General features: G+C 60.9%; 20 protein-coding genes. 6 read left to right on the top strand and 14 right to left on the bottom strand.

The features are described from left to right. Positions 1-31: 31 nt before the first annotated feature. From C5750_RS02205 to C5750_RS02185, 5 genes are all read right to left on the bottom strand, one after another. The gene (locus tag C5750_RS02205) at positions 32-1,441 is read right to left on the bottom strand and encodes an FAD-binding oxidoreductase (protein ID WP_105733069.1); all 1,410 of its coding nucleotides are present in this window, start codon (positions 1,439-1,441) and stop codon (positions 32-34) included. Between the two features lie 172 nt (positions 1,442-1,613). Further along, entirely contained in the window at positions 1,614-1,973 is a 360-nt protein-coding gene (locus tag C5750_RS02200) for a DUF2185 domain-containing protein (RefSeq protein WP_105732222.1), read from the bottom strand. An 8-nt stretch (positions 1,974-1,981) separates the two neighbouring features. Then, positions 1,982-2,935, bottom strand: a complete 954-nt coding sequence (locus C5750_RS02195) for a hypothetical protein (protein WP_105732221.1) — start codon at positions 2,933-2,935, stop codon at positions 1,982-1,984. A 98-nt stretch (positions 2,936-3,033) separates the two neighbouring features. Beyond that, positions 3,034-3,921 carry a dienelactone hydrolase family protein gene (locus C5750_RS02190; protein WP_105733068.1) on the bottom strand — a complete coding sequence of 296 codons (888 nt, stop codon included), beginning with the start codon at positions 3,919-3,921 and terminating at the stop codon, positions 3,034-3,036. Positions 3,922-3,977: 56 nt separating this feature from the next. After that, complete coding sequence (locus C5750_RS02185; protein WP_425350419.1) at positions 3,978-4,895, bottom strand: DMT family transporter; 918 nt, start codon at positions 4,893-4,895, stop codon at positions 3,978-3,980. A gap of 140 nt (positions 4,896-5,035) precedes the next feature. On the opposite strand from C5750_RS02185, the gene C5750_RS02180 reads away from it, so the two are divergent. Further along, on the top strand, positions 5,036-5,506 hold the full coding sequence (locus C5750_RS02180; protein ID WP_105732219.1) for an Lrp/AsnC family transcriptional regulator: 471 nt from the start codon (positions 5,036-5,038) through the stop codon (positions 5,504-5,506). A gap of 49 nt (positions 5,507-5,555) precedes the next feature. Here C5750_RS02180 and C5750_RS02175 read toward each other — a convergent pair whose 3' ends face one another. Both C5750_RS02175 and C5750_RS02170 read right to left on the bottom strand, forming a co-directional pair. Beyond that, positions 5,556-6,095, bottom strand: a complete 540-nt coding sequence (locus C5750_RS02175; RefSeq protein WP_105732218.1) for a glyoxalase superfamily protein — start codon at positions 6,093-6,095, stop codon at positions 5,556-5,558. A gap of 242 nt (positions 6,096-6,337) precedes the next feature. Next, positions 6,338-8,668 carry a glucose/quinate/shikimate family membrane-bound PQQ-dependent dehydrogenase gene (locus C5750_RS02170; RefSeq protein WP_105732217.1) on the bottom strand — a complete coding sequence of 777 codons (2,331 nt, stop codon included), beginning with the start codon at positions 8,666-8,668 and terminating at the stop codon, positions 6,338-6,340. 243 nt (positions 8,669-8,911) lie between these two features. Between C5750_RS02170 and C5750_RS02165 the strand changes: the two genes are divergently transcribed. Continuing rightward, complete coding sequence (locus tag C5750_RS02165) at positions 8,912-11,353, top strand: ATP-dependent helicase (protein ID WP_105733067.1); 2,442 nt, start codon at positions 8,912-8,914, stop codon at positions 11,351-11,353. A 183-nt stretch (positions 11,354-11,536) separates the two neighbouring features. Here C5750_RS02165 and C5750_RS02160 read toward each other — a convergent pair whose 3' ends face one another. Further along, the gene (locus C5750_RS02160) at positions 11,537-12,019 is read right to left on the bottom strand and encodes a CreA family protein (RefSeq protein WP_105732216.1); all 483 of its coding nucleotides are present in this window, start codon (positions 12,017-12,019) and stop codon (positions 11,537-11,539) included. Positions 12,020-12,102: 83 nt separating this feature from the next. Then, positions 12,103-12,735 carry a DapH/DapD/GlmU-related protein gene (locus tag C5750_RS02155; protein WP_105732215.1) on the bottom strand — a complete coding sequence of 211 codons (633 nt, stop codon included), beginning with the start codon at positions 12,733-12,735 and terminating at the stop codon, positions 12,103-12,105. A gap of 68 nt (positions 12,736-12,803) precedes the next feature. On the opposite strand from C5750_RS02155, the gene C5750_RS26480 reads away from it, so the two are divergent. The 4 genes from C5750_RS26480 to C5750_RS02135 all read left to right on the top strand — a co-directional run bounded on the left by C5750_RS26480 (position 12,804) and on the right by C5750_RS02135 (position 16,496). After that, positions 12,804-12,965 (top strand): hypothetical protein, encoded by a 162-nt coding sequence (locus tag C5750_RS26480; RefSeq protein ID WP_165403424.1) that lies wholly within the window; start codon positions 12,804-12,806, stop codon positions 12,963-12,965. Between the two features lie 34 nt (positions 12,966-12,999). Next, the gene (locus tag C5750_RS02145; RefSeq protein ID WP_245420956.1) at positions 13,000-13,593 is read left to right on the top strand and encodes an SCO family protein; all 594 of its coding nucleotides are present in this window, start codon (positions 13,000-13,002) and stop codon (positions 13,591-13,593) included. A gap of 26 nt (positions 13,594-13,619) precedes the next feature. After that, positions 13,620-14,501, top strand: coding sequence for a 50S ribosomal protein L11 methyltransferase (locus C5750_RS02140; RefSeq protein WP_105732213.1), 882 nt, complete (start codon positions 13,620-13,622; stop codon positions 14,499-14,501). Between the two features lie 168 nt (positions 14,502-14,669). Continuing rightward, complete coding sequence (locus C5750_RS02135; protein ID WP_105732212.1) at positions 14,670-16,496, top strand: aminopeptidase P family protein; 1,827 nt, start codon at positions 14,670-14,672, stop codon at positions 16,494-16,496. Between the two features lies 1 nt (position 16,497). Here the strand turns inward: C5750_RS02135 and C5750_RS02130 are convergent, their stop codons facing one another. The 5 genes from C5750_RS02130 to ligA all read right to left on the bottom strand — a co-directional run bounded on the left by C5750_RS02130 (position 16,498) and on the right by ligA (position 23,028). Then, the gene (locus tag C5750_RS02130; protein WP_105732211.1) at positions 16,498-16,794 is read right to left on the bottom strand and encodes an AzlD family protein; all 297 of its coding nucleotides are present in this window, start codon (positions 16,792-16,794) and stop codon (positions 16,498-16,500) included. A gap of 1 nt (position 16,795) precedes the next feature. After that, the gene (locus C5750_RS02125) at positions 16,796-17,542 is read right to left on the bottom strand and encodes an AzlC family ABC transporter permease (protein WP_105732210.1); all 747 of its coding nucleotides are present in this window, start codon (positions 17,540-17,542) and stop codon (positions 16,796-16,798) included. Between the two features lie 152 nt (positions 17,543-17,694). Then, positions 17,695-19,959, bottom strand: coding sequence for a TonB-dependent hemoglobin/transferrin/lactoferrin family receptor (locus C5750_RS02120; RefSeq protein ID WP_105732209.1), 2,265 nt, complete (start codon positions 19,957-19,959; stop codon positions 17,695-17,697). A 223-nt stretch (positions 19,960-20,182) separates the two neighbouring features. Continuing rightward, entirely contained in the window at positions 20,183-20,887 is a 705-nt protein-coding gene (locus tag C5750_RS02115; protein WP_105732208.1) for a DUF2461 domain-containing protein, read from the bottom strand. Continuing rightward, positions 20,884-23,028, bottom strand: a complete 2,145-nt coding sequence (gene ligA, locus C5750_RS02110) for an NAD-dependent DNA ligase LigA (protein ID WP_105732207.1) — start codon at positions 23,026-23,028, stop codon at positions 20,884-20,886. Before ligA ends, C5750_RS02115 begins: the two co-directional genes overlap by 4 nt. Between the last annotated feature and the right edge of the window lie 53 nt (positions 23,029-23,081).

Genomic DNA, 23,081 nt, shown 5'->3' with positions numbered 1-23,081 from the left:
TTGGGCGAAGATGCGGAATCAACGTGCAAAGTTACAGGCGTAAGATCTTGCCGGGATTCATGATATTGCCCGGATCGATCGCCCGCTTGATCGATTCCATCACGTCAACCGCGCCGCCAAGCTCGAGCCGGAGGAATTTTATCTTGCCCTGGCCGATGCCGTGCTCGCCGGTGCAGGTTCCATCCATGGCAATCGCCCTGAGATTGAGACGCTCGACAAAGGCTTCCACGTTCTGGATTTCCTCCGGATTCTTGTCGTCAAACAGGATCAGCACGTGGAAATTGCCGTCGCCCGCATGGCCGACAATCGGTGCGATCAGCCCGCTCGCTGCAATATCCTTCTCCGTTGCGACAATACATTCGGCCAGGCGCGAAATCGGCACGCACACATCTGTCGACAGCGACTGCTTTCCGGGCGCCAGCGTCATGCAGGCGAAGTAGGAATTGTGCCGCGCCGACCACAGCTTTTCCCGCTCTTCCAGATTGGCCGTCCATTTGAATGCGCCGCCGCCATTGGCCGCTGCAATCTCGCCGAAAAGTTCCGCCTGTTCGGCCACACCGGCGTCACTGCCATGGAACTCGACAAAGAGATAGGGAGCAACCGGATAATCAAGCTTGGAATAATTGATCATCGCCTGCATCTGCAGGCTGTTGACCAGCTCGATACGCGCCACGGGAATGCCCATCTGGATGGTCTCGATCACCGCATTGCAGGCGCTTTCGAGATCCGGAAACGCACAGATTCCGCCGGAGATCGCCTGCGGAATGCCATAGAGCTTCAGCGTCAGTTCGGTGATGATGCCGAGCGTGCCTTCGGAGCCGACGAGCAGCCGGGTCAGATCGTACCCGGCCGAGGTCTTCTTGACCCGCTTTGCCGTGCTGATCAGGCGCCCGTCCGGCATGACGGCTTTCAGCGCCAGCACGTTTTCGCGCATGGTGCCGTAGCGCACGGCATTGGTGCCCGAAGCGCGGGTGGCGGCCATGCCGCCAAGGCTGGCATTGGCGCCCGGATCGATCGGGAAGAACAGGCCGGTATCGCGCAGATATTCGTTGAGTTCCTTGCGGGTAATGCCCGGCTCAACCACGACGTTAAGGTCTTCCGTATAGACCTTGAGAATGCGGTTCATCCGCGACAGATCGATGGAAACACCGCCCGCCGGCGCATTCACATGGCCTTCCAGCGACGTACCGGTGCCGAACGGAATGACCGGCACCTGCCACTCGCTGCACAGACGCACCACTTCCTGAACGTCTTCGGTCGTTTCGGCGAAAACCACGAGATCGGGGGCCTGGTTGGGGACATAGCTGGTGGTGTGGCCATGCTGTTCGCGGATGGATTTGCCCGTCTGCGCGTTGTCACCAAACCTTTTCTTAAGAATCGAAACAACGGTCGCAATACCATTTTCATTGCGCGCCATTGCTCCTGCATCAGCCAATGCCATTCCGGTCTCCAGAATTCCAATCGAGGATTCGTCCAATTCGCGTGCATTTTCAGTCAGTGCACGCGACTTGTCCAGTTGTAACTCTGTGTGAGAGAACCGCAAGGGTTAGGGAAGAAAGTCAGTGAGATAATCAATGCAATATTGTTATGCCGGTTGATCCGGGCACCGCCCTTCACTCCTCATCGTCATCGCTGGGTTCCCAGTCGGTGACCCGGACAAAGCGCTCCTGTTCGCCGGTCCGCTCGAACACGCTGCCAACAGGCGAGTCGAGCAGAGGGATGATGCTGGGATCGTAATTGGCGATAGTGTTGACGTCGAAAATCCCGCTGTTCTCCGGGTCTTCCATATAGTCGTCACTTTCGAAGCCCGAGAGAAAACGCCAGCCGCTGTCCAGTGGGTTGTCGGGATCCTCGCGGTACATGAAGCGCACGGGATAGCCGTCAATTGTGATCGTATCGGTTGCAATACAGCCGCCGTAATTGCGGACCAATGGCCGTATCTCGTCTTTGCTGAGTCGATAGGTTTTATCCATGCCCGATTTTAATTGATCGTCAGCGACTTGGCCAGCCTGCGGAAACGCTCGGCAAATTTATCCTTCTCGCTGGCGCGCACGATCAGGATCGCGCGAACGTAGCGGTCACCGGCGAACCGGGCGACCTGGGCAACATAGAGCGGGTCGCCGCCCGTCGCATCCTTGGCGCTGCCGTCAATATCCACCCATTCCCCGCCATCGGCCGGCGCGCTGCTTTCATTGTCCGAGCGGACATCCTTGATCCCGGTCAGCGATGCAAAGGCCTTTCTGGCAAAATCCATGCGTGCGGGAGCCTCGGGCGCATTGCCGAGATTGGACGCGATGATGATCACCGGCTGCGCTGCGCTGGCGGGAACGTCCTGCGGTCCGTCGGTCAGGAGATAGGTTGCCCCGGCAATGGCGCGGATCGGACGAAATCCGGCGAGATCACCCACCTTGAACGGCAGAGCCGCGATCTGTTCCTCAAGGGTTGGCGGGGTGCGCACGGCAATCGAGCGCAATGTGTCTTCGACATCCGCATCCGATGGGGCGCCGGCAACGCCGTCGGGAATTTGCATGGTGACCATCGTGGTGGTTGTCGGTGCCTGCGACAGGACAATCCATTTGCGGTATTTGATACCGGAGGCAATCTGGCTGCCATGAATATATTTGGCCGCCGACGCGCCCTTGACCTGCCAGTCCTGTGCGGCACCGCTGACAACGATGCCCGTGGGCGCCAGACCTTCCGCATTGAACTTGGCGGAGATTTGCGCATAGGCATCCACCGGCAGTTCGGTCAGGACAATGGTCGCGCCCATAGCCGGGTCTTCAAAGCCGCTGAATGTCGACGACGGCTGCATGTTCCTGGGGACAACCAGGCCGACGCTGGAGCCTTCCGGGAAAACAGCCTCCTGCGCAAAGCCCGCCTGCATATGCGCAAGCGATATCACCATGAAGACCAGAAAGGCAGTTATATAGCGCATGAAGGCATTTCCCGTCGCGTTCCGTTGTTGTGACTAGCAGTGCCCGGAACGGTCTGGCAAGCCATTGGTTTCACGGGGACGGGAAATGTGCGGTGCCGTCAGCTCAGATATTTCTTGAAGAACGCGACCGTGCGGCCCCAGGCGAGATCGGCCGCTTCCTTGCTGTAGCGGGCGGTGGACGTATCATTATTGAACGCGTGGTTGACGCCGTCATAGACCTCGATGTCAAACGTCTTGCCGTTGTTCTCAAGCGCTTTTCTGTAGCCGTCAATGCCCGCATTGATCCGCGTATCGAGGCCCGCATAGTGCAGCAGCAGCGGCGCCTTGATTTTTGCGACATCCTCGGCCTTGGGCTGGCGGCCGTAATAGGCCACCCCGGCATCGAGATCCGGCGAATGCACGGCCAGATCGTTGACCAGTCCGCCGCCCCAGCAAAAGCCCATGACGCCGACCTTGCCATTGGCATACTTGACCGCCTTGAGATAGGAGATCGTCTCGACGCCTTCGGCAATGGTCTTTTCGGGGTCGAGATTGGCAATCAGGTCGCGCGCCTTGTCTTCGTCCGAAGGCGTGCCGCCGGCCGAGGACAGAAAGTCCGGTGCAAAAACCGTAAAGCCTTCCAGCGCCATGCGCCGGGCGACATCGCGGATATGGCCGTTGAGACCGCGATTCTCGTGAATGACCACGACCACCGGCAGTTTCGCCGTCGTGTCGGTCGGGCGTACGCTATAGCCCTTCATGTCTCCCGCCGGGCCGGAATGAATGACGTCCTTGGTGAGCAGCCGCGGATCGTCGGATGCGACAACCGCAGCCTGTGCCGAATTGGCCGCCAGCATCGGTGCGATGACAGCGGCAGCGGCGCCGGACCCCGCCAGTTTGGCGAGCTTGTCCATGAAGGAGCGGCGGTCGAGGGTCAGGTGCGTGTATTCATCATAGGCATCGACCATGGCCTGACTGATCGTAGGAGTTTTCTTCGGCTTGTCCATTGTGGCTCTTTCCATCGAAAAGGACTGCCGGGCCATCAAACCCCCGCCGTTTCCCATCACCCTTTCAGGCGATGGGAAAGGACACCGGTGGAGAGCGCAACGCCGAGTCCAGTCATCACTGCGGCGGTAATTTCCCAGACGCCGACCGCCTCGTCAAGGAAGATGGCGCCACCAAATGCTGCAAGGACAGGCGTGAGGGCGCTGAAGGCCGCTGCCTGGCTGCCGCCGAGGGCCCGAACCGCGATGCCGTAGGCCAGCATGGCGGCAAGTCCGGAGAGCACGCCCTGACTGAGAAACTGCAGGCCGATTTCAGCCAGCGGCACACTGGCAAGCGTCGTGCCGAAAACCAGGGCAAGCCCCGCATGGATGATGAACGACCATACGGCGATGAGCGCCCCGCCCTCCAGGGCACTGAGGCCGGAACGGCGGAAGGCGTGGGTGTAGCCGGCCCACAGCAAGGCGCCAAGCGGGAGAAACACGAAACTGATCCAGGTGATGTCCTGTCCGGCAATGGCGCGGGTCAAAAGGATGGCGAGGCCGCCGACAATGGCCGCAAGCCCGAGACTGCGCGACAGGTCGGGCCGCTCGCCGAAAACAACCATGCCGATCAGGGCGGCGGCCAGCGGCATCGATCCGCCGAGCAGCACGCCGACGGCGGATGCCGGTGTGGAATGGATGGCAAAGGTGGTGATCTGGAAGAACAGGGCGCCCGCGCCGCAAACCATGACCGCAAGGAGGAGCGGCGGCACATTGCGCGGGATAAGCCCAGTGCGCAACCAGACGGGAGACAGGACCAGCGCCGGCACGCCATAGCGGATCAGGCCAAGGTCGACCGTGCCGAGAGGCGTGCCGCTGCTGTGACGCGTGGCGACGATCCATGTGGCCCAGATGAAAACAGTAACCAGCGCACCGGCATAGCCGGCGCCGGAGGAAGGGGATGTCTTGTAGTCCTGAACAAGGGCGACCATCGTAATATCCTTTCAAAATCAGTCCCGTGGACTGCTGTTGACAGGAGATTAGCGCGGGATGCCGGGGCATGTCCTTGCAAGTTCATGCCACTTTGACTAGCATTTCAGCAATATTCAGGAAGATATGCCTGACAAAAAGGTGACTTATGCCAAATCTGGATAAATTCGACATCGGCATCCTCGAAGCGTTGCAGACCGATGCGCGGGCAAGCAATGTCGAGATCGCCGACAAGGTGAACCTGTCACCCTCGCCCTGCCTGCGCCGCATCCGCAACCTGGAAAAATCCGGCGTCATCCGCGGTTACCGTGCCGATATCGACCGCAAGGAGGTCGGGCTTGGCCTGACCGTATTCGTCGAGATCAAGGTCGGCCAGCACAGCCGGGAAAATTCCGATGCCCAGCAGGCCGCTCTCATTGCCATGCCGGAAGTGACGGGCGCGTTCCTGATATCGGGAACAGCGGATTTTCTGGCTGAGGTGGTGGTGGAGGATCTGAGCGCCTATGAGCGCTTTTTGACGGAAAAACTGCTTGTGCTGCCCGGCATTGCCGATATCCGCTCCAACTTCGCCATCCGCACCATTAAAGCGGGCAGCCCGTTGAAACTGCCGCAGCGTTAACGAATGTGAGACAGCGCCGGACTGCTCCGGCGCTGCCTCGCAGCAAAACCTACTTGTCTTCGCAAAAGCTGATCCGGTTGCTGAACGGATCGATCACGTGCACTTCGCGCCCCCAGGGCGCTTCCTCAAGACCTGGCTTCATGAAGCGGTAGTTTCTGGAATGAAGCTCCTTATGAAAGGCTTCAATCCCCGTCATGCGCACGAAAACCCGGGCGCCGGGGCTGGCGTCGCCGGAGTGTTCGCTCAGATGCAGCGTCAGGCCGGAGCGTGTCACCTGACAGTAAAGCGGCATGTTGTCCTCGAACCGGTGCTCCCAGTCGAGGGTGAAGCCGAGATAGTCCAGGTAAAACTCCTTGGCCTTGTCAACGTCGAAAATCCGCAGGATCGGGTTGGCCGCTCCAAAAGAGATGGCTCCCTTCGGCACAGGCCCGTCCTCCGCGATCTTTGCCGCAAGCACGTTCCAATTGTCGAGACCGAACCCGGCCGCAACAAGTTCCAGACCGTCGCTGTGTGAAATCTCGATATTTTTGGCGGCAAGCGCCTGTCGCAGCGATTTGGCCATCGCCTTGGCGTCATGAAATGTGCGCATCGTCTATCCTTCATAGGGGTGAACGCGGAAAGTCAGTGCCCGCATTGCCGACCCGTTCACCATGCAAAGGATGAAACGCAGCTTTGTCCGATACATTCACCATGGGTTAAAACCCCGCGAGCGGCTGGCCGTATCTGCCGCATCAATTGATATAAGCAGTTTTGTGCAGCGTCAACGGGATAAGAATAGTCGCCAGAGGCCTCCCCGGACCTGGCCGGGAAGGCTCCTGTCGTGTGCCCTGCTTATTTCGGCAGGGTGTAGGCGATGACGTAGTCGCCCGCCTTGGTGTTGATCGAGCCATGCCCGCCCGCAACGATGACAACGAACTGCCGTCCATCACCCAGCGCATAGGACATGGGCGTGGATTGTCCGCCCGCCGGAAGACGCCCTTCCCACAGCTGCTTGCCGTTGGTCACGTCATAGGCGCGCAGATAGTTATCGACCGTTGCGCCGAGGAACGCGACGCCGCCCGCCGTGATGATCGGGCCGCCCAGCCCCGGCACCCCGACCTTGAGCGGCAGGGGCAGCGGCGAGGAATCATACACCGTTCCATTGCGGTGCTTCCAGGCGATCTTGCCGGTCCGCAGGTCCGCCCCCGCCACATAGCCCCAGGGCGGGGTCTGGCACGGCAGGCCGAGCGGCGAGACGAACGGGCCCATCACCACCGCATAGGGCGCGCCTTCATTGCGGTTGAGCCCCTGCTCGCTGCCCTTTGTACCGGCACCCGGTGCCGGGACATCGGCGCGCGGCACGAGCCGCGAGGTGAAGGCCAGATAGGTCGGCATGCCGAACATCACCTGCCGCTCCGGATCGACCGCCACGCCGCCCCAGTTGAACACGCCGAAATTGCCGGGATAGATCAGTGAGCCCTGCAGCGATGGCGGTGTGTAGCGTCCCTCATACCGCAGCTTGAGGAAATTGATGCGGCAGGCCAGCTGGTCGAACAGCGTCACACCCCACATATCCTTGCCCTGCAGCGGGCGCGGCATGAATGTCAGGCCGGAAACCGGCTGGGTCGGTGAGGTGTGATCCCCCTCGATGGCACCGCCGGGCGCAGGCACCTCCTCGACCGGAATGATCGGCTCGCCCGAGCGCCGGTCGAGCACATAGATATCGCCCTGTTTTGTCGGACCGACCAGCGCCGGGACCGGCCCGCTTGCGGTGTTGATGTCGACAAGGCTTGGCTGCGAGGGCACATCCATGTCCCAGAGATCGTGATGCACCGTCTGGCGCACCCAGCGCATCTGCCCGGTATTGAGATCGAGTGCCACGATGGAGGAGGAGAATTTCTCCACATTGGCCGACCGCCCGGCGCCAAGCTGGTCTGGCGTCTGGTTGCCGAGCGGCACATAGATGAGCCCGAGCTTTTCATCGGCGCTGGAGATCGACCAGCTGTTGGGCGAATTGGCCGTGTATTTCTGCCCTTCCGGCAGCGGCGTCGTCACATCGGGATTGCCGGAGTCCCAGTTCCACACCAGCGCGCCCGTATTGATATCGAAGGCGCGGATGACGCCCGATTGTTCGTGGATCGAGTAATTGTCATTGACCGCGCCGCCGACAATGATCTTGCCGGCGGCAATGACCGGCGGCGAGGTCGAATAGTAATACCCGGCGGGATTGTAGGGCATGCCGGTTTCAAGATGGATGGTGCCCTTGTCGCCAAAGGCTGGGCAGACCTGACCATTGGCCGCGTCAAGCGCGATCAGCCGGGCATCTGCTGTGGGCATGTAGACCCGTTCGGCACAGGGCTGGCCGGCCGCGACGGTGGCATCGGCATAATAGGACACGCCGCGGCAGGTCTGGTGCTGCCGGTCGTCATTGTCCTTCACCTGCGGATCGAAGCGCCATTTTTCCTTGCCGCTCGCGGCATCGAGCGCAATGACGAAATTATGCGGCGTGCAGATGTAGAGCGTGTCGCGCACCTTGAGCGGTGTGACCTGATAGGTCGTCTCGGGCACATCGGTGGAACGGCGCACGTCGCCAGTCTGGTAGGTCCAGGCAACCTGCAGCTTGCCGACATTGTCCGGCGTGATCTGTTTCAAGGGCGAATAGCGCTGGCCGTAGAGGCTGCGGCCGTAGAAATGCCAGTCATCATTAGGCACCCCGCCGAGATCGGGCGTGGTGGTGACCGCCTCCCGGCTCAGCTGTCCGGGAAGATCGAGCGGGTCCTGGGTCATGGAATAACCGGCAACCCCGAGTGCCACCAGAACGGCCAGCCACAACGGCGCTGCCCCCAGCGAGGCAGTTTCAGCATCGGCACGGGTCAGCCGCCCGCGCACCCAGGGCGTCAGAAGCCACAGCGCCAGCAGGATGATCACGCCGCCGCGCGGGGCCAGCTGCCACCAGTCGAAGCGGATTTCCCAGATGGCCCAGCCCAGCGTGCCGATCACCAGCAGCGCGTAGACCAGCAAAGCAGACGAGCGCCGCCGGAACAGAAGAATGGACGTGACGAGAAAGGCGAGCGCCGCGATGACATAATACCAGCTGCCGCCGAGGATGGCGAGCCAGACACCGCCCGCACCAAGGGCAGCCGCAATGATCAGAAAAAGGAGAGCCGTCAGAGTGATTGCCATGGTAGGGGTCCTTTCCAAGCTCAATCAAGATCGAATGGTCCTGACATGAGGCTGCGAACGGGCCATCGGCTGCCAGATTCCTCTCTAACCTAGGCGTATGCCTTAATTCAGAACGGTGCAATATCAACGATTGCAAATTTCAATCGCAAGTTTCAGGGGAAACTCTGCGCTAAATGCTGTATGTTCTTGCTTTGTATCGGATCGGTCTGGTTTTTCGATACCGAATCACTACATTGGAGTGACATGTCCGGATTGCCCGACGATATACCGTTCTTCGATGAACCTGATGCGCCTCGCCAGCCCCAGGGCATAGCTGCACGCGCCATGCAGGCACGCGCCGCCCCGCCCTATCTCAATGGCCTCAACCCCGAACAGCGCCTTGCGGTTGAAACCACCGAAGGGCCTGTGCTGGTTCTTGCGGGTGCGGGCACCGGCAAGACGCGCGTGCTGACCTCGCGCATCGCCCATATCCTCTCCCTCGGCAAGGCCTATCCCAGCCAGATTCTTGCGGTGACCTTCACCAACAAGGCGGCGCGCGAGATGAAGGAGCGCATCGGCGTTCTCGTCGGCGGTGCCGTCGAAGGCATGCCGTGGCTCGGCACGTTCCACTCCATCGGCGTCAAGCTCTTGCGCCGCCATGCCGAGCTGGTCGGCCTGCGTTCGGATTTCACCATTCTCGACACCGATGACGTCATCCGCCTGATCAAGCAGATCATTCAGGCCGAAGGGCTCGACGACAAGCGCTGGCCCGCCAAGCAGTTCGCGCTGATGATCGACGGCTGGAAGAACAAGGGCCTCGGCCCGGAGGAAATTCCCGAGGGCGATGCCCGCGCCTTTGCCAATGGCAAGGGCCGCGAACTCTATACGGCCTATCAGAACCGCCTGAAGACACTCAATGCCTGCGATTTCGGCGACCTGCTCTGCCACCCCATCCGCATGTTCCGCGCCTATCCGGATGTGCTGAAGGAATATCACGCCAAATTCCGCTACATCCTCGTCGACGAGTATCAGGACACCAACACCGCCCAGTACATGTGGCTGCGCCTGATCGCGCAGGGCTCGAAGAATGTCTGCTGCGTCGGTGACGACGACCAGTCGATCTATGGCTGGCGCGGTGCGGAAGTCGACAATATCCTGCGCTTCGAAAAGGATTTTCCCGGTGCGGTGGTGATCCGGCTGGAGCGCAATTACCGCTCGACGGCGCATATTCTCGGCGCGGCGTCCTTCCTCATTTCCCACAATGAGGGCCGCCTCGGCAAAACCCTGTTCACCGATGCGCCGAATGCCGAAGACGCCAAGGTCAATGTCCACGCCGCCTGGGATTCCGAAGAGGAAGCCCGCGCGGTCGGCGAGGAAATCGAGCAGGCACAGCGCCGGGGCCACAATCTCAATGACATGTCGATCCTCGTGCGCGCCTCCTTCCAGATGCGCGAGTTCGAAGACCGTTTCGTCACCCTCGGCCTGAATTACCGCGTCGTTGGTGGCCCGCGGTTCTACGAGCGCCTCGAAATCCGCGATGCCCTCGCCTATTTCCGCGTCGTGGCCCAGGGGTCCGATGACCTTGCGCTGGAGCGCATCATCAACACACCCAAGCGCGGCCTCGGTGAAGCCGCCGTGCGGCAGGTGCATGACTATGCCCGCGCCCGCGATATCGGCATGCTCGATGCCGCCGCCGATCTGGTGCAGACGGAAGAACTGAAGCCCAAACCCCGTTCCGCGCTGCGCGAAGTGGTTGAAAATTTTCATCGCTGGCAATCACTGATTGATTCAACACCGCACACCCAGCTGGCCGAGATGATTCTGGACGAATCCGGCTACACCGCCATGTGGCAGGCCGACCGCTCGGCGGAAGCGCCGGGCCGGCTGGAAAACCTCAAAGAACTCATCCGCTCCATGGAGGAGTATGAGTCGCTGCGGTCCTTCCTCGAACACGTGGCTTTGGTCATGGATGCCGAGCAGAACGAAAATCTCGATGCAGTCAACATCATGACGCTGCATTCGGCCAAGGGGCTGGAATTCGAAACCGTCTTCTTGCCCGGCTGGGAGGAAGGCCTGTTCCCGCACCAGCGTGCGCTGGATGAGGGCGGGCGCTCGGGTCTTGAGGAAGAGCGGCGGCTTGCCTATGTCGGCCTGACCCGCGCCAAGAAGAACCTGCATATCTGGTTCGTCTCCAATCGGCGCATCCATGGCCTCTGGCAGTCGACCATCCCCTCCCGTTTCCTCGAGGAACTGCCGGAAGCGCATGTGGAAGTTGTTGCAACGGGCAATTCCTATGGCGGATACGGCTCCGGCGGTGGCTATGGCCAGTCACGCTTCGACCGCGCCGATCCGTTCGAGAATACCTATTCGACCCCCGGCTGGCAGCGCGCCCAGCAGAACCGCTCCGATGCCACGCGCAACAATTGGGGCTCGCGCTCCGGCGCAAAGGTCGAGCGCATAGGCTATGGCGAGACGGATTCCGGCCACGGTGCCGGACGCGGCTCGGTCAAAGGCCGCATGATCGACGGCGAGCTGGTTGCCAAATCCGTCAGCGAAACCCCGTCGAATTTCGATGTCGGCGACCGGGTGTTCCACATCAAGTTCGGCAACGGCAATGTCTCGTCCATCGAAGGCAACAAGCTGACCATCGATTTCGACAAGGCCGGACAGAAACGCGTGCTCGACAGTTTTGTGAAGCAGATCTGAGGGGGGTGGGTTCCTTCACCCCCCTCTGGGCTGCCGCCCATCTCCCCCACAAGGGGGGAGATCACATCGGCATCAGTGATTTTACGTAATTTTCAATGTTGAAGATTAGCTGATCTCCCCCCTTGTGGGGGAGATGTCCGGCAGGACAGAGGGGGGTGTAAACCCAACGAAAACACCCCAAACCTATTCCGGCTTGCCCTTGGTCCAGGTGACATTCCCTGCAAACAACGGAATGGTCGAGATCGAGGTTTTGGCCGAACCGTCCTGCACCTGGCTGGCATGGGCGAGATAGATCAGCGAATTGTTCTGCTTGTCGTAGATGCGGGTGATGTTCAGCTTCTTCCAGATCAGGCTGGTGCGCTCGGAAAACACCCGCTCGCCGCCCTCGCCCAGCTTGATGTCGCCGATGACGATCGGGCCGGTCTGCTGGCAGGAGATCGAGGCATTGGACGGGTCCTCGAACCAGTTGCCCTTCTGCAGCCGGTCGATCACGCCGCGTGAGAACGAGGCGAGATGGCAGGTCACGCCCTGGATCTTCGGGTCGGCGACCGCATCGATGACGATGTCATTGCCCAGCCAGTCGACACCGACCTTGCCGACCTCCTCCGCCTGAGCCGGCAGGATGGCGGCGCCCAGAAGGGCCAGAGCAGCGAGCATATGCTTCATCGAGAATCTCCTGAAAGGGTTGGGCTTGCCAGACACAGTTGGATATGGCGGCGTGGAATTGCAAGCAGAACGGCCCGCCGCGCCTATCGTTCCCACTTCGCCAGAAAATCCTCGATGCTCAGCGACTGGATGTCGGGGATAGCCTCGAAAATCGTCGTCGCGGGCCAGTCCCACCACGCCAGCGCCATCAGGCGCTCGGCAATGGTGGCTGGAAAACGCGGACGGATCAGGCGTGCCGGATTGCCCGCGACGATGGTGTAGGGCGCCACGTTTTTGGTCACCACCGCATTGGCGCCGATCACTGCGCCATGGCCGATGCTGATGCCGGGCATGATGACGGCGCCATGGCCGATCCACACATCGTGGCCGATGCTGACGCGCTTGGCCTGCCGCCGGGCGCGGAAACCGAAATCGACGCCCTGATAGCGGAAGAACTCATTGGGGCGATAGCTCACCTTGTGAGTGGTCAACCGTTCCATCGGATGTTCCAGCGCGTTGATGCGCACATTCGACGCAATGGAGCAGAAGCGGCCGATATCCGCATAGATGCCTTCGCTGTGGCGTTCGATGTAGGAAAAATCCCCCATCGTCACGTCGCGCAGGATCACCCTTTCGCTCACCTCGGCAAAACGGCCGAGCTTGACGCCCTTGAGCTGTGCCGTCGGGTGGATGCGCGGTTCGGGATTCTGGAAACGGAGGTCGTCGGGATCAGCCATCGTGCTTTCTCAAATAAGGGTGCGGCAATTCTTTTGCATAAATGCCGGTGAAATCCTATAATCCCCGCATGAAATCATCCTATTCCATCAGCCCATCGCAATTGACGCTTTATACCACCCTGGCGCTTGTTGCAGCCGCGGCGACGGGCGCGACCTTTGCCGCATGGTTCAACCATGGCGATACGATCTTCCTGTCGCTGATCCAGGCTGGTCTTTCCTGGTGCATGTAGCTGCATCCACCCTGCCCCCGGAGGAAATATCCCTATGAACAGACGTCTGATGCCATTTCTTGTCGTGGCGATCATGCTCCTGGCTGCCGCGGCCGGATGGATCACGTTCCAGTCCTACCGCCACCAGCCGGGCTCTGCCAATGCCGGCCCCTTCGGCGTACCCTTTCAGCTCGTGACCATGAACGGCGAGCCTGTGACCGAGGCTGCGTTCCGGCAAAAGCCGTCGGCGGTGTTCTTCGGCTTCACCCATTGCCCGGAAATCTGCCCCACCACCCTGTTCGAACTCGATGCATGGCTGAAGCAGCTCGGGCCCGAAGGCCAGAACATCAACGCCTATTTCGTCACCGTCGATCCCGAACGCGATACCGCTGACGTCATGAAAACCTATGTTGGCAATGTCTCGGACCGTATCACCGGCATAACAGGCGATCCCGACAAGATGGCGGCAATGCTGAAAGGCTATAGCGTCTATGCGCGCAAGGTACCGACCGAGGGCAGCGACTACACCATGGACCACACCGCCTCGGTCTTTCTTCTGGATAGCAAGGGCGGTTTCTTCGGCACCATTGCCTATGGCGAAAATCCTGATACGGCTGTCGCCAAGCTGAAACGTCTGGCCAAGAGCTAGAGACCATCCCGAAAGTACACGACCCGATGACCCAGACCCGCCTGTTCCTCACCGCTGGCAAGATCGAAGCCGACCGCGTGTTCGATCTGTTGCAGCTCGCCTTTGAAGAGGATGGCCTGCCGATTTCCACTTTCGAAGTGGACGAAGATGCGGAAATCTTCGAGGTCTCGGTCTATACGTTCGAACCTGACGAGATCGAGCCGCGCATTCAAGACATTCTGGCCGCCGATGCCTTCGGTCTCGATGTACAGCGCGAACAGGTACCCGATATAGACTGGGTCGCCCATTCGCTCGAAGGCCTTTCGCCGGTGCGCGCCGGACGGTTCTTCGTGCATGGATCGCATGACCGCGACAAGCGCCGCATCAACGATCTTGGCATCGAGATCGACGCCGGTCTTGCCTTCGGCACCGGCCACCACGGCACGACCTCCGGCTGCCTCGACATGATCGGCGAGGTAATCCGCCGCGAACATCCGCGCAATGCGCTGGATCTGGGCACCGGCAGCGCAGTCCTGGCCATCGGCATTGCCAAGCTTGCCCCCATTCCGGTTCTAGCCACCGATATCGATCCGGTGGCCGTCGCGGTGGCGCAGGACAATGTGGTGAAGAACGGGGTTGCTGCACGCGTCCAGACCGAGACCGCCACAGGCTTCCATCACCCGGCCATGCGCTTTGCCGCGCCGTTCGACCTGATCGTCGCCAATATTCTCGCCCGCCCGCTGATGCAGCTCGCGCCCGAGATGCGCAAGCATCTGGCCTGGGGCGGCTCGCTCATTCTCTCGGGCATTCTGGAAACCCAGCGCGACAAGGTGCTGGCTGCCTATCGCGTGCAGGGCCTGTTCCACCAGAAGACGCTGCGGCGCGAGGGCTGGGTCACCCTGCACCTCAAGGCAAAATCGACGTATTGAACAAAAAGGGCAGCGAAAGCTGCCCTTTATCCCAGACATCGTGGATGATGTGCTTGGTTCTTCGGCGCATGCCGTCCTGAAAAACCCAGTGCAAACTGCGCGCCTCCATTGCCTCCGCCGTGATCGAAAGATAGGTTCCATCACCCAACAGCAGAGGTTTGCATCACCATGTTCCAGTCGTTTGAGGTCGTCAGTAATCCGGCCACCGGCGCCCCGCGCATCGCCAAGCTGCGCGCCGAACTCGAAGCCCACAACCTTGACGGTTTTCTTGTTCCCCGTGCCGACGAACACCAGGGCGAATACGTACCGCCGCGTGCGCAGCGCCTGGCCTGGCTGACCGGCTTCACCGGCTCTGCCGGTGTTGTGCTTGTTCTCAGGAAACAGGCGCATCTGTTTGTCGACGGGCGCTACACGCTGCAGGCCGCCGAGCAGACCGACCCTGCGGTTTTCAGCGTGGAAAGCCTGGTGGAAACGCCGCCGCCGGTCTGGCTGCGCAACAGCGGCCGGAAATTGACCATCGGCTTCGACCCGTGGCTACACACCATTGCCGAGACCAAGGCATTGCGCGAAGCGCTGGAAGCCAATGGCGGCACGCTGGTTGCAGTTAAGGACAATCTGGTCGATCTGGTCTGGGAGGACCAGCCGGCCCCGCCGCTCGAAGCCGTGACGATCCAGCCGGAAAAATATGCCGGGAAACTCGCCAGCGACAAGCTGAAGGAACTGGCCGAAGCGGTGGAAAAGGCCAAGGCCGACGCAACGGTCCTGACCGATCCCTCCTCCATCGCCTGGGCCTTCAACATTCGCGGCAATGATGTCAGCAACACGCCGCTGCCGCTGTCCTTTGCCATCATCCCCGTATCGGGCGAACCGCTGCTCTTCATCGACAAGCGCAAGCTGCCCATCGAGACGGAGGCCTATCTCACCCAGCTTTCGGCGTTGCGCCCGCCATCCGCCCTTGAAGCGGACGTCGCCAGCCTCGGCGCACAGGGCAAGGCCGTGATGCTCGATCCCGCGCTGGCGGCGGAAAAACTGCGGCTCGTGGTTGAAGCTGCCGGCGGCAGGGTTGTTGAAGGTACGGACCCCGCCCGCCTGCCCCGCGCCCTGAAAAACGCGGCGGAGCTTGCGGGCGCGCGCAAATCGCACGAACGCGATGGCGTTGCCATGGTGTCGTTCCTGGCATGGGTCGACGCGCAGGCACCCGGCACCATCGACGAGATCGATGCGGCAAAGAAGCTGGAGGAAACCCGCCGCACCGTGGCCGAAGGGTTCCAGATGCCGCTCGAAAACCTCTCCTTCGACAGCATTTCCGGCGCAGGCCCGAATGGCGCTTTCGCCCATTACCGCGTCAACACCCAGTCCAACCGCAAATTGCAGGATGGCGAGCTCTATCTCATCGACAGTGGCGGCCAGTACCGTGACGGCACGACCGATATCACCCGCACCCTGCCCGTCGGCAAGCCGACCGAGGACATGAAGCGCAAATTCACCCTTGTGCTCAAGGGCGTGATTGCCATCACCACCGCGCGTTTCCCCAAGGGCACGCGCGGCATGGACATCGATGTGCTCGCCCGCATCGCCCTGTGGAAGCAGGGCTATGATTATGGCCACGGCACCGGCCATGGCGTCGGCTCGTTCCTGTCCGTGCATGAGGGGCCGCAAAGCATTTCCAGGCGCGGCACGCATGAATTGCTGCCGGGAATGATCCTGTCCAACGAACCCGGTTACTATAAGCCGGGCGGTTACGGCATCCGTACGGAAAACCTGCTCATCGTTACGGAACCGGCCGTGCCAGAAGGCGGCGATATCCCGATGATGGGTTTCGAGACCATCACGCTGTGTCCCATCGACAAGCGGCTGATCGATACCAGCCTGCTCATCCGGGAAGAACTGGTATGGCTTGATGCCTACCACGCACAGGTGCGCGCGGCCTTGCTGCCGCACACCGTTGCTGCCGACCGCGACTGGCTGATCAAGGCAACCGAACCGCTTGGATGATTCAGATGGGGAGCTGGCGCAGCAGGATGATCATGGCTGCGCCGGCGAGGAACATTGTCAGCGCGTTGAACCGCAGGGACACCAGCCCGGCAAACACCAGCGCGACGACGCCGCGCCAGTCCGCCGTGGCGATGGCGGGGGCCACCAGCGTCGTCAGAACCGCGGCCGGCACGGCATTGAGCGCCACCTCCACGCGCGGGTGAACGCGGTCGAAGCGTGACAGGACGAGATGACCGCCGATACGGGTCAGGAATGTCAGCACGGCGCCGGCAAGGATGATCCAGAAGATTGTCGACATCTCAGTTCTCCCCCGCCGTTTTGTCCGGTTTTGCCACGATCACGGCGGTCAGGATACCGGCGAGCGCGCCGATGCTGACATGCCAGGGCGAACCGATGGTCTTGGCCGCGACAATCGACGCGATGCCGCTGGCAATGACGATGGGCGCCCAGTTGGAGCGTTTGCGGAAGCCCATGACCAGCCCGAGGAAGTAGATGGGCAGCAGCATATCGATCCCCAGCGCGTGCGGGTCCTTGATCAGATTGCCGAAAAGCCCGCCGATCCACGCCTCCACCACCCACATCACATAGATCGGCGTGGCGACGCCGAGATACCATGCAAAGGTGACGCGCGCGCCGGATTCCGCCCGCTTTTCAGTCTCGGCATATTGCGGATCGGTCAGCAGGAAATAACTCAACAGGCTTTCGGGAATAGTAAAATGGCCGATGCGGCGGCCGACGGCCGCCGAATACAGCACGTGGCGGAAATTGACCGCAAAAATCGAAAAGACGATCAGCCACGCCGGAATATTGTGGCCGAACAGCTCGATGCCGACCATCTGGCTGGCGCCGCCAAAAATCGCCGCGCTCATCAGCACCGCCTCGAACACGGTAAAGCCGTTGTCGATGGCAAGCGCGCCGAACAGCAGGCCGAAAGGCGCCGAGGCAATCATGACGGGAAGCCCGCGACGGAACCCCTGCCAGAATTCCACGCCAAAGCCTGCCCGCCGCGCAACGGTGGTTTCATCTTGATATGTTTGTTCGCTCATGATGAGCGTGGTCTAAGGCAGGTTGGCCAGCCTGTCACGTGAGAATTGTTGATCGCTATCATCAATGTTGCTGCAGCGTCGAACGGCCTGGCCAACTGCGTCGATGATGTGCGTGTTCCGACACGCACACCAGACCCGGCAATCAACCGGGCTCAGAACTTCTGGGTCAGCGAAATGCGGAAGCTGCGGCCAACCTCGGCGTAGCGGTCGCTGACCGCTAGATTGATATTGTTCGGGACATCCGTCGCATTCCAGTATTTCTTGTCGAAGACATTGAAGACACCGGCCTGGATTTTCATGCCCTTGGCAAATTTCGGTTCCCAATAGGCTGTCGTATCGACGATGCCATAGCCGGGAGCAACGAAACCGCCGCCGCTGACCTTGTCGCGCGCTGCGGCCATGGTCAGCGAAACATCGGCACCCCAGCTGTCGGCGTTATAGCCAAGGCCGACAATCGCGCGGATCGGCGGGATGGAGTTGAGATACTCCTGGGTTTCGGTGTTTTTGCCCTGCGAGACGGCAACCGATGCCCATGTCACCCAGTTCTCGGCGAAATTGATGCGGCCATTGAGTTCGGCGCCGTAAATCTGCACGCGATTGAGATTGGCATAGCCGGTAATGCCGCCAACCGGATATTCGCCGCCGGGCGGTGCGATGGTCACGGTGTCGATGAAGTTGCGGTAGTAGTTGTTGAAGACGCTGGCCGACAGCGCATATTTGTCGCTCTCATACTTGGCGCCAACCTCAAAACCGTTGCTGGTCTCGGCCTTCAGGCCGGGATTGCCGACGCGGGCATAGGAACCGGGAGCGCCGTAATTCTGGAACAGCTCCATGGCCGAAGGCGCACGGAAGCCCTGGGCCCATTGCACGTAGAAATCGAGTTCGCTGGTGGCGTGATAGGTCGCCCGCAGCTTCGGCGTAAAGCGCGAATCGCTGTTGGATGCCGGCAGAGAACCGTTGAAGTTGGGGCCATGCTCATAGGCCGCCGTCATCTGCGGGTTATGCTCGTACCAGTCGAAACGCCCGCCCGGCGTCAGGGTCAGGCGGCCATTCAGAAGCTCGATGTCGTCCTCGGCATAGATGCCGAATCCGGTCGACTGCACGTCGGGCATGTCGGAGCTGTTGGCATGCAGCATGCGGCAGGTCTGCGGGCCGAAGGGCTGGGGCAATTTGCTCCAGTCGACATTCGGACAGTTATCAACACCCGCTGCATACTGATGCATGTTCTGCCGGTAGATTTCGCCGCCAATGCGGAACTTGTGCTTGATGCCGCCGATGTCAGCTTCCTTGACCACATAGCCGGTCAAACCATAGGCATCAAGGTTCAGCTCGCTGTCGCGTTTATACACACCTGAAGGGAAGCCATAGCGGAAAGGGTCGCCGCGGATGATGCGCGCCCTGGCATCGGGCAAGCGGATGGCATCGGTCGTTTTGTTGAGGGTCTGCTGTGTCCAGTAGACCGTAGCGTGCGCCTCATCGACCCAGCCTCCTTTGTCAGGGGCAATGTAATCGTAGCTGCCGGAAATGCGCTTGCGTTCATAAGTCTCGCCGGACTTGAAGCTGTCGGGCACATAGGCGGACGACGTTCCAATGAAATCGTCCGAATCGGAATCCTTCTTGAAGATTTCACCGGTCAGGCCGAAACGATGACCGCCCTCGACATTCTGGTAGAGTTTTACCAGCACATTGCCCTGATCGTAATCAAGCGGGTTGGCCTCGGTGCGTCCGGTGCCGTAACCGCCGATATCACCGGGTGTATCTTTTTCATGCCCCTGACGATAACCGCCCTGCACGAGGAATTCCGTGTTGCCTGCGCGGGCCGCCACTGCCGCATTGGTGCGCCAGCTTTTGTCGCCGCTGTCATAGGTGCCCTTGGTCAGAACGCCCCAGTTGCGGCCCTCGCCGATAACATCGGACGGGTCGAGCGTGCGCAGCTGGATGACGCCGCCCAGCGCACCCGAACCGTAACGGCTGGAGTCCGTGCCCTTGGTGATGTCAATCTTGGAGAGCCCGTCGAAATCGAAGCCGTCAAGGCCACCCTGCGTCCCGCGCGGATCGGAAATCCACGGCACGCGAATGCCATCGATGGTCGTCAGCACCCGGTCCTGGTCGAGACCGCGCAGATTGACGCTTTTCGACGTCGAGTTGACGTTCACGCCCGCATCAACGCGGCGGCCCAGATCCTGGAAATTGTCGACCATCCGTTTCTGGATGGTTTCCCGCTCGGTCGTCGTCGTCAGCGGCGTCGCCTCGGTGCCGCTCTGATTGCGCTTGAGGACAATCGGCGCCAGCTCGATCGTTTCGCCCGTTGCCGGTGCACTTTGCGCAAATGCCGCGCCCGTGCCCAACCCCACAACCAGCAAGGTACCCGCGCTACCACACATCAGGCGCGCAAGCATGTTCCGTGTCAAAACCATATCCAAACCCCCGAGAGAATGCTTGGCTGGCTTAACGTTGAGCGCGAAGACCGCGCCGTGTTCATGGCTTGCTGAGCGGAAATTGTCTGCGTGTATTCACGCTGTACATTTGTTCAGTACAAAAACATGACTATAAAAGTCAATATTAAATACACCGATTATTTCAGGCCGATTTATTGGCGGGACCGGTGTTGCCGCGACACCACATCTGCCCGGCCGCACTTCAGGAAACCAGCGTTCCCTCGATCTTTTTTCCCCAGTCGATGAGCGGCTTGGCCTTCAATGCAAAGTCGAAGAGTTCGTCGGCAAGCGCGGGCGACGTGATGCCGTCCGGATCAATGGGGTGGCGCACGACGAAATGCCGGTTACGCAGGGCTTCGATGAGATCGGGATCGGTGACCGTTTCGAAGCCGCGCGGCGTGCGCTTCAGGCGGTCGTAATCGCTTAAGGTCAGTCCGCCCTTTTTCAATGCGGCCACCATGGCGCGGTAGTTCTCCGGCTTGTCGACGATGGCCTTGCGCATGGCTGCGAGAAGCTCCGGTTTCTGCTGCCACCAGGCGACGGCGGCATAGCAGCCCTTGTAGTCCTCCAAGCCGATGCAGACGTAGAAACAGCCTGATTCGGCCCATTTGCTGCCGTCGGCCGAAAGCAGTGCGGAGAGATGCCGGTTGTAGGGGCTCTTGTCCTTGGCAAAACGCGTATCCCGCTTGATGCGGAACTGCGATTTCTTGCGGTCTCCCCTGAACGGCAGCCCGGCCTTGTCGAACCGGGCGATGAGATCGTCGATCAGGTCGCCGAGCGGCTCGAGCAGATGGGCTTCGAACAGGTCCTTGTTCTCAACGAACCACTCGCGGTTCTGGTGAAAATCCAGTGCCTTGAGGAAGGGCAGCGCCTTGTCGCCAAATCCCTTGAAAACCGTCTCGCTCATGCGCCCACCAAAGTAAACCAGGCATCTTCATCGATGACTTCGATGCCGAGGGACTGTGCCTGCGTCAGCTTGGAACCAGCCCCCGGTCCGGCCACCACCAGATCGGTCTTTTTCGAAACCGACCCAGCCGTCTTGGCACCGTAGCGCTCGGCCATGGCTTTCGCCTCATCACGGGACATGCGCTCCAGCGAACCGGTGAAGACGATGGTCTTGCCCACAACCGGCGAATTGCTGACGGTGCGCACCTCCTCGTCCAGCGGCGTGACTTCATCAAGCAGGGCAGACAGCGCCGTCCGGTTGTGCTCTTCCGCATAGAAATCGACCAGGGCTTCCGCCACGATGCTGCCGATGCCATCGACCTCGTTGAGCTCGCGCCAGGCGTCATTGCCCTTGTCGGATTTGTCCGCTGGCAGGGTTGCCGCCTGCGCAACGGCTGCAAGTGCCTCGTAGGAGCGATAGGCCTTGGCCAGCCGCTTGGCGTTGACCTCGCCGACATGGCGAATGCCCAGACCGTAGATGAAGCGGCTCAGCGCCACCTGCCGCCGGTCATCAATCGCGTCATAGAGTTTCTTCACCGACACCGCGCCGAACCCGTCGATATTTTCCAGCTTGGCCAGCGAGGCCGCCTGCCGTTTCTTCAGGGTGAAAATATCCGCCGGCGTACCGATATGCAGGGCCGGATCGTCGGATTTGAAAAAGAACTCGACCTGCTTTTCGCCAAGCCCTTCGATGTCGAAGGCATTGCGCGAAACGAAATGCCGGATGCGCTCCACCGCCTGCGCCGGGCAGATCAATCCGCCGGTGCAGCGCCGCACCACTTCCCCCTCCTCGCGCACCGCATGCGAGCCGCAGGCCGGGCAGGTATCCGGGAAGATATAGGCAGACGGGCCGCGCGGCTTGTCCGCGACGATATCGACGATCTGCGGAATGACGTCGCCCGCCCGCTGCACCACCACCGTGTCGCCAACGCGCAGGTCACGCCCCTCGCGGACCGGCAGGCCGTTCTGGCCGATGCCTTTAATATAGTCCTCGTTGTGCAACGTCACATTGGTGACGACGACACCGCCCACGGTGACCGGTTCAAGCCGGGCGACAGGGGTCAGCGCGCCGGTCCGCCCGACCTGAATGTCGATGCCGCGCAGGATGGTGATCGCCTGTTCCGCCGGGAACTTGTGGGCAATGGCCCAGCGCGGGCTGCGGGAGACAAAGCCCAGCCGCTGCTGCAGAGCAAGATCGTCGACCTTGTAGACAACACCGTCGATATCATAGCCCAGCGTCGCGCGCTGTTCCTCGATCTGGTGATAATGCGCAACCAGGCCTTCCACCGTCTCGAATTTCTGCATCAGCGGGTTGACGCGGAAACCGTAGGACTTGAATGCCTCCACCATACCCATCTGCGTTGCCGCAGGCATGGCGCTGACCTCACCCCAGGCATAGGCGAAAAACTGCAGCGGCCGCGATGCGGTGATCGTCGCGTCGAGCTGGCGCAGGGAACCAGCGGCAGCATTGCGCGGATTGGCGAAGACCGGCTTGCCATCCTGCGTCTGGCGCTCGTTCAGCGCGGCAAAATCCGCATGGCTCATATAGACTTCGCCGCGCACCTCCAGCACCTCGGGCGGATTGCCGTTCAACACATTCGGGATGCTCGCCACCGTGCGGGCGTTGAGCGTGACGTTCTCGCCGGTCGTGCCGTCGCCGCGGGTGGCGGCGGTGACCAGGCGGCCCATCTCATAGCGCAGCGACAGGGACAGCCCGTCGATCTTCGGTTCGGCGGTGATTTCAACCGGCGCGCTGGCGCCCAGCTTGAGGAAGCGGCGGATGCGGTCGACAAAATCCTGCACGTCCTGATCGGAAAAGGCATTGTCCAGCGACAGCATCGGAATGGAATGCGTGACCTTGCCGAATTTTTCCGAGACCGTCGCCCCGACCTTGTTCGAGGGTGAATCCTCGCGCTTCAGGTGCGGGAAACGCTGCTCGATGGCAAGGTTGCGCCGCCGCAGGGCGTCATACTCACCATCGGATATGGTCGGCGCATCTTCCGTGTTGTAGCGGTAGTCATGCTGGGCAATCTCCGCCGCCAGGCGGCCGAGTTCCTCCGCCGCTTCTGCTTCGCTCAATTCTTCTACGGGAATGTCTGCCATGGCCTGTCCGACGCTGAAAATACGGATTCGGCGGGAGATTAACTGAAGCGGCG

The organism is Phyllobacterium myrsinacearum (genome assembly GCF_002980555.1).
GTDB classification, from domain to species: Bacteria; Pseudomonadota; Alphaproteobacteria; order Rhizobiales; family Rhizobiaceae; genus Phyllobacterium; species Phyllobacterium myrsinacearum.
This window is presented reverse-complemented; position numbering and strand designations above follow the sequence as displayed.

What these genes read in the sequence shown, in the direction of transcription:
- C5750_RS02205 (WP_105733069.1), bottom strand. Translation starts at nt 1,441, where the DNA reads ATGGCATTGGCTGATGCAGGAGCAATGGCGCGCAATGAAAATGGTATT.
- C5750_RS02200 (WP_105732222.1), bottom strand. Translation starts at nt 1,973, where the DNA reads ATGGATAAAACCTATCGACTCAGCAAAGACGAGATACGGCCATTGGTC.
- C5750_RS02195 (WP_105732221.1), bottom strand. Translation starts at nt 2,935, where the DNA reads ATGCGCTATATAACTGCCTTTCTGGTCTTCATGGTGATATCGCTTGCG.
- C5750_RS02190 (WP_105733068.1), bottom strand. Translation starts at nt 3,921, where the DNA reads ATGGACAAGCCGAAGAAAACTCCTACGATCAGTCAGGCCATGGTCGAT.
- C5750_RS02180 (WP_105732219.1), top strand. Translation starts at nt 5,036, where the DNA reads ATGCCAAATCTGGATAAATTCGACATCGGCATCCTCGAAGCGTTGCAG.
- C5750_RS02175 (WP_105732218.1), bottom strand. Translation starts at nt 6,095, where the DNA reads ATGCGCACATTTCATGACGCCAAGGCGATGGCCAAATCGCTGCGACAG.
- C5750_RS02170 (WP_105732217.1), bottom strand. Translation starts at nt 8,668, where the DNA reads ATGGCAATCACTCTGACGGCTCTCCTTTTTCTGATCATTGCGGCTGCC.
- C5750_RS02165 (WP_105733067.1), top strand. Translation starts at nt 8,912, where the DNA reads ATGTCCGGATTGCCCGACGATATACCGTTCTTCGATGAACCTGATGCG.
- C5750_RS02160 (WP_105732216.1), bottom strand. Translation starts at nt 12,019, where the DNA reads ATGAAGCATATGCTCGCTGCTCTGGCCCTTCTGGGCGCCGCCATCCTG.
- C5750_RS02155 (WP_105732215.1), bottom strand. Translation starts at nt 12,735, where the DNA reads ATGGCTGATCCCGACGACCTCCGTTTCCAGAATCCCGAACCGCGCATC.
- C5750_RS26480 (WP_165403424.1), top strand. Translation starts at nt 12,804, where the DNA reads ATGAAATCATCCTATTCCATCAGCCCATCGCAATTGACGCTTTATACC.
- C5750_RS02145 (WP_245420956.1), top strand. Translation starts at nt 13,000, where the DNA reads ATGAACAGACGTCTGATGCCATTTCTTGTCGTGGCGATCATGCTCCTG.
- C5750_RS02140 (WP_105732213.1), top strand. Translation starts at nt 13,620, where the DNA reads ATGACCCAGACCCGCCTGTTCCTCACCGCTGGCAAGATCGAAGCCGAC.
- C5750_RS02135 (WP_105732212.1), top strand. Translation starts at nt 14,670, where the DNA reads ATGTTCCAGTCGTTTGAGGTCGTCAGTAATCCGGCCACCGGCGCCCCG.
- C5750_RS02130 (WP_105732211.1), bottom strand. Translation starts at nt 16,794, where the DNA reads ATGTCGACAATCTTCTGGATCATCCTTGCCGGCGCCGTGCTGACATTC.
- C5750_RS02125 (WP_105732210.1), bottom strand. Translation starts at nt 17,542, where the DNA reads ATGAGCGAACAAACATATCAAGATGAAACCACCGTTGCGCGGCGGGCA.
- C5750_RS02120 (WP_105732209.1), bottom strand. Translation starts at nt 19,959, where the DNA reads ATGGTTTTGACACGGAACATGCTTGCGCGCCTGATGTGTGGTAGCGCG.
- C5750_RS02115 (WP_105732208.1), bottom strand. Translation starts at nt 20,887, where the DNA reads ATGAGCGAGACGGTTTTCAAGGGATTTGGCGACAAGGCGCTGCCCTTC.
- ligA (WP_105732207.1), bottom strand. Translation starts at nt 23,028, where the DNA reads ATGGCAGACATTCCCGTAGAAGAATTGAGCGAAGCAGAAGCGGCGGAG.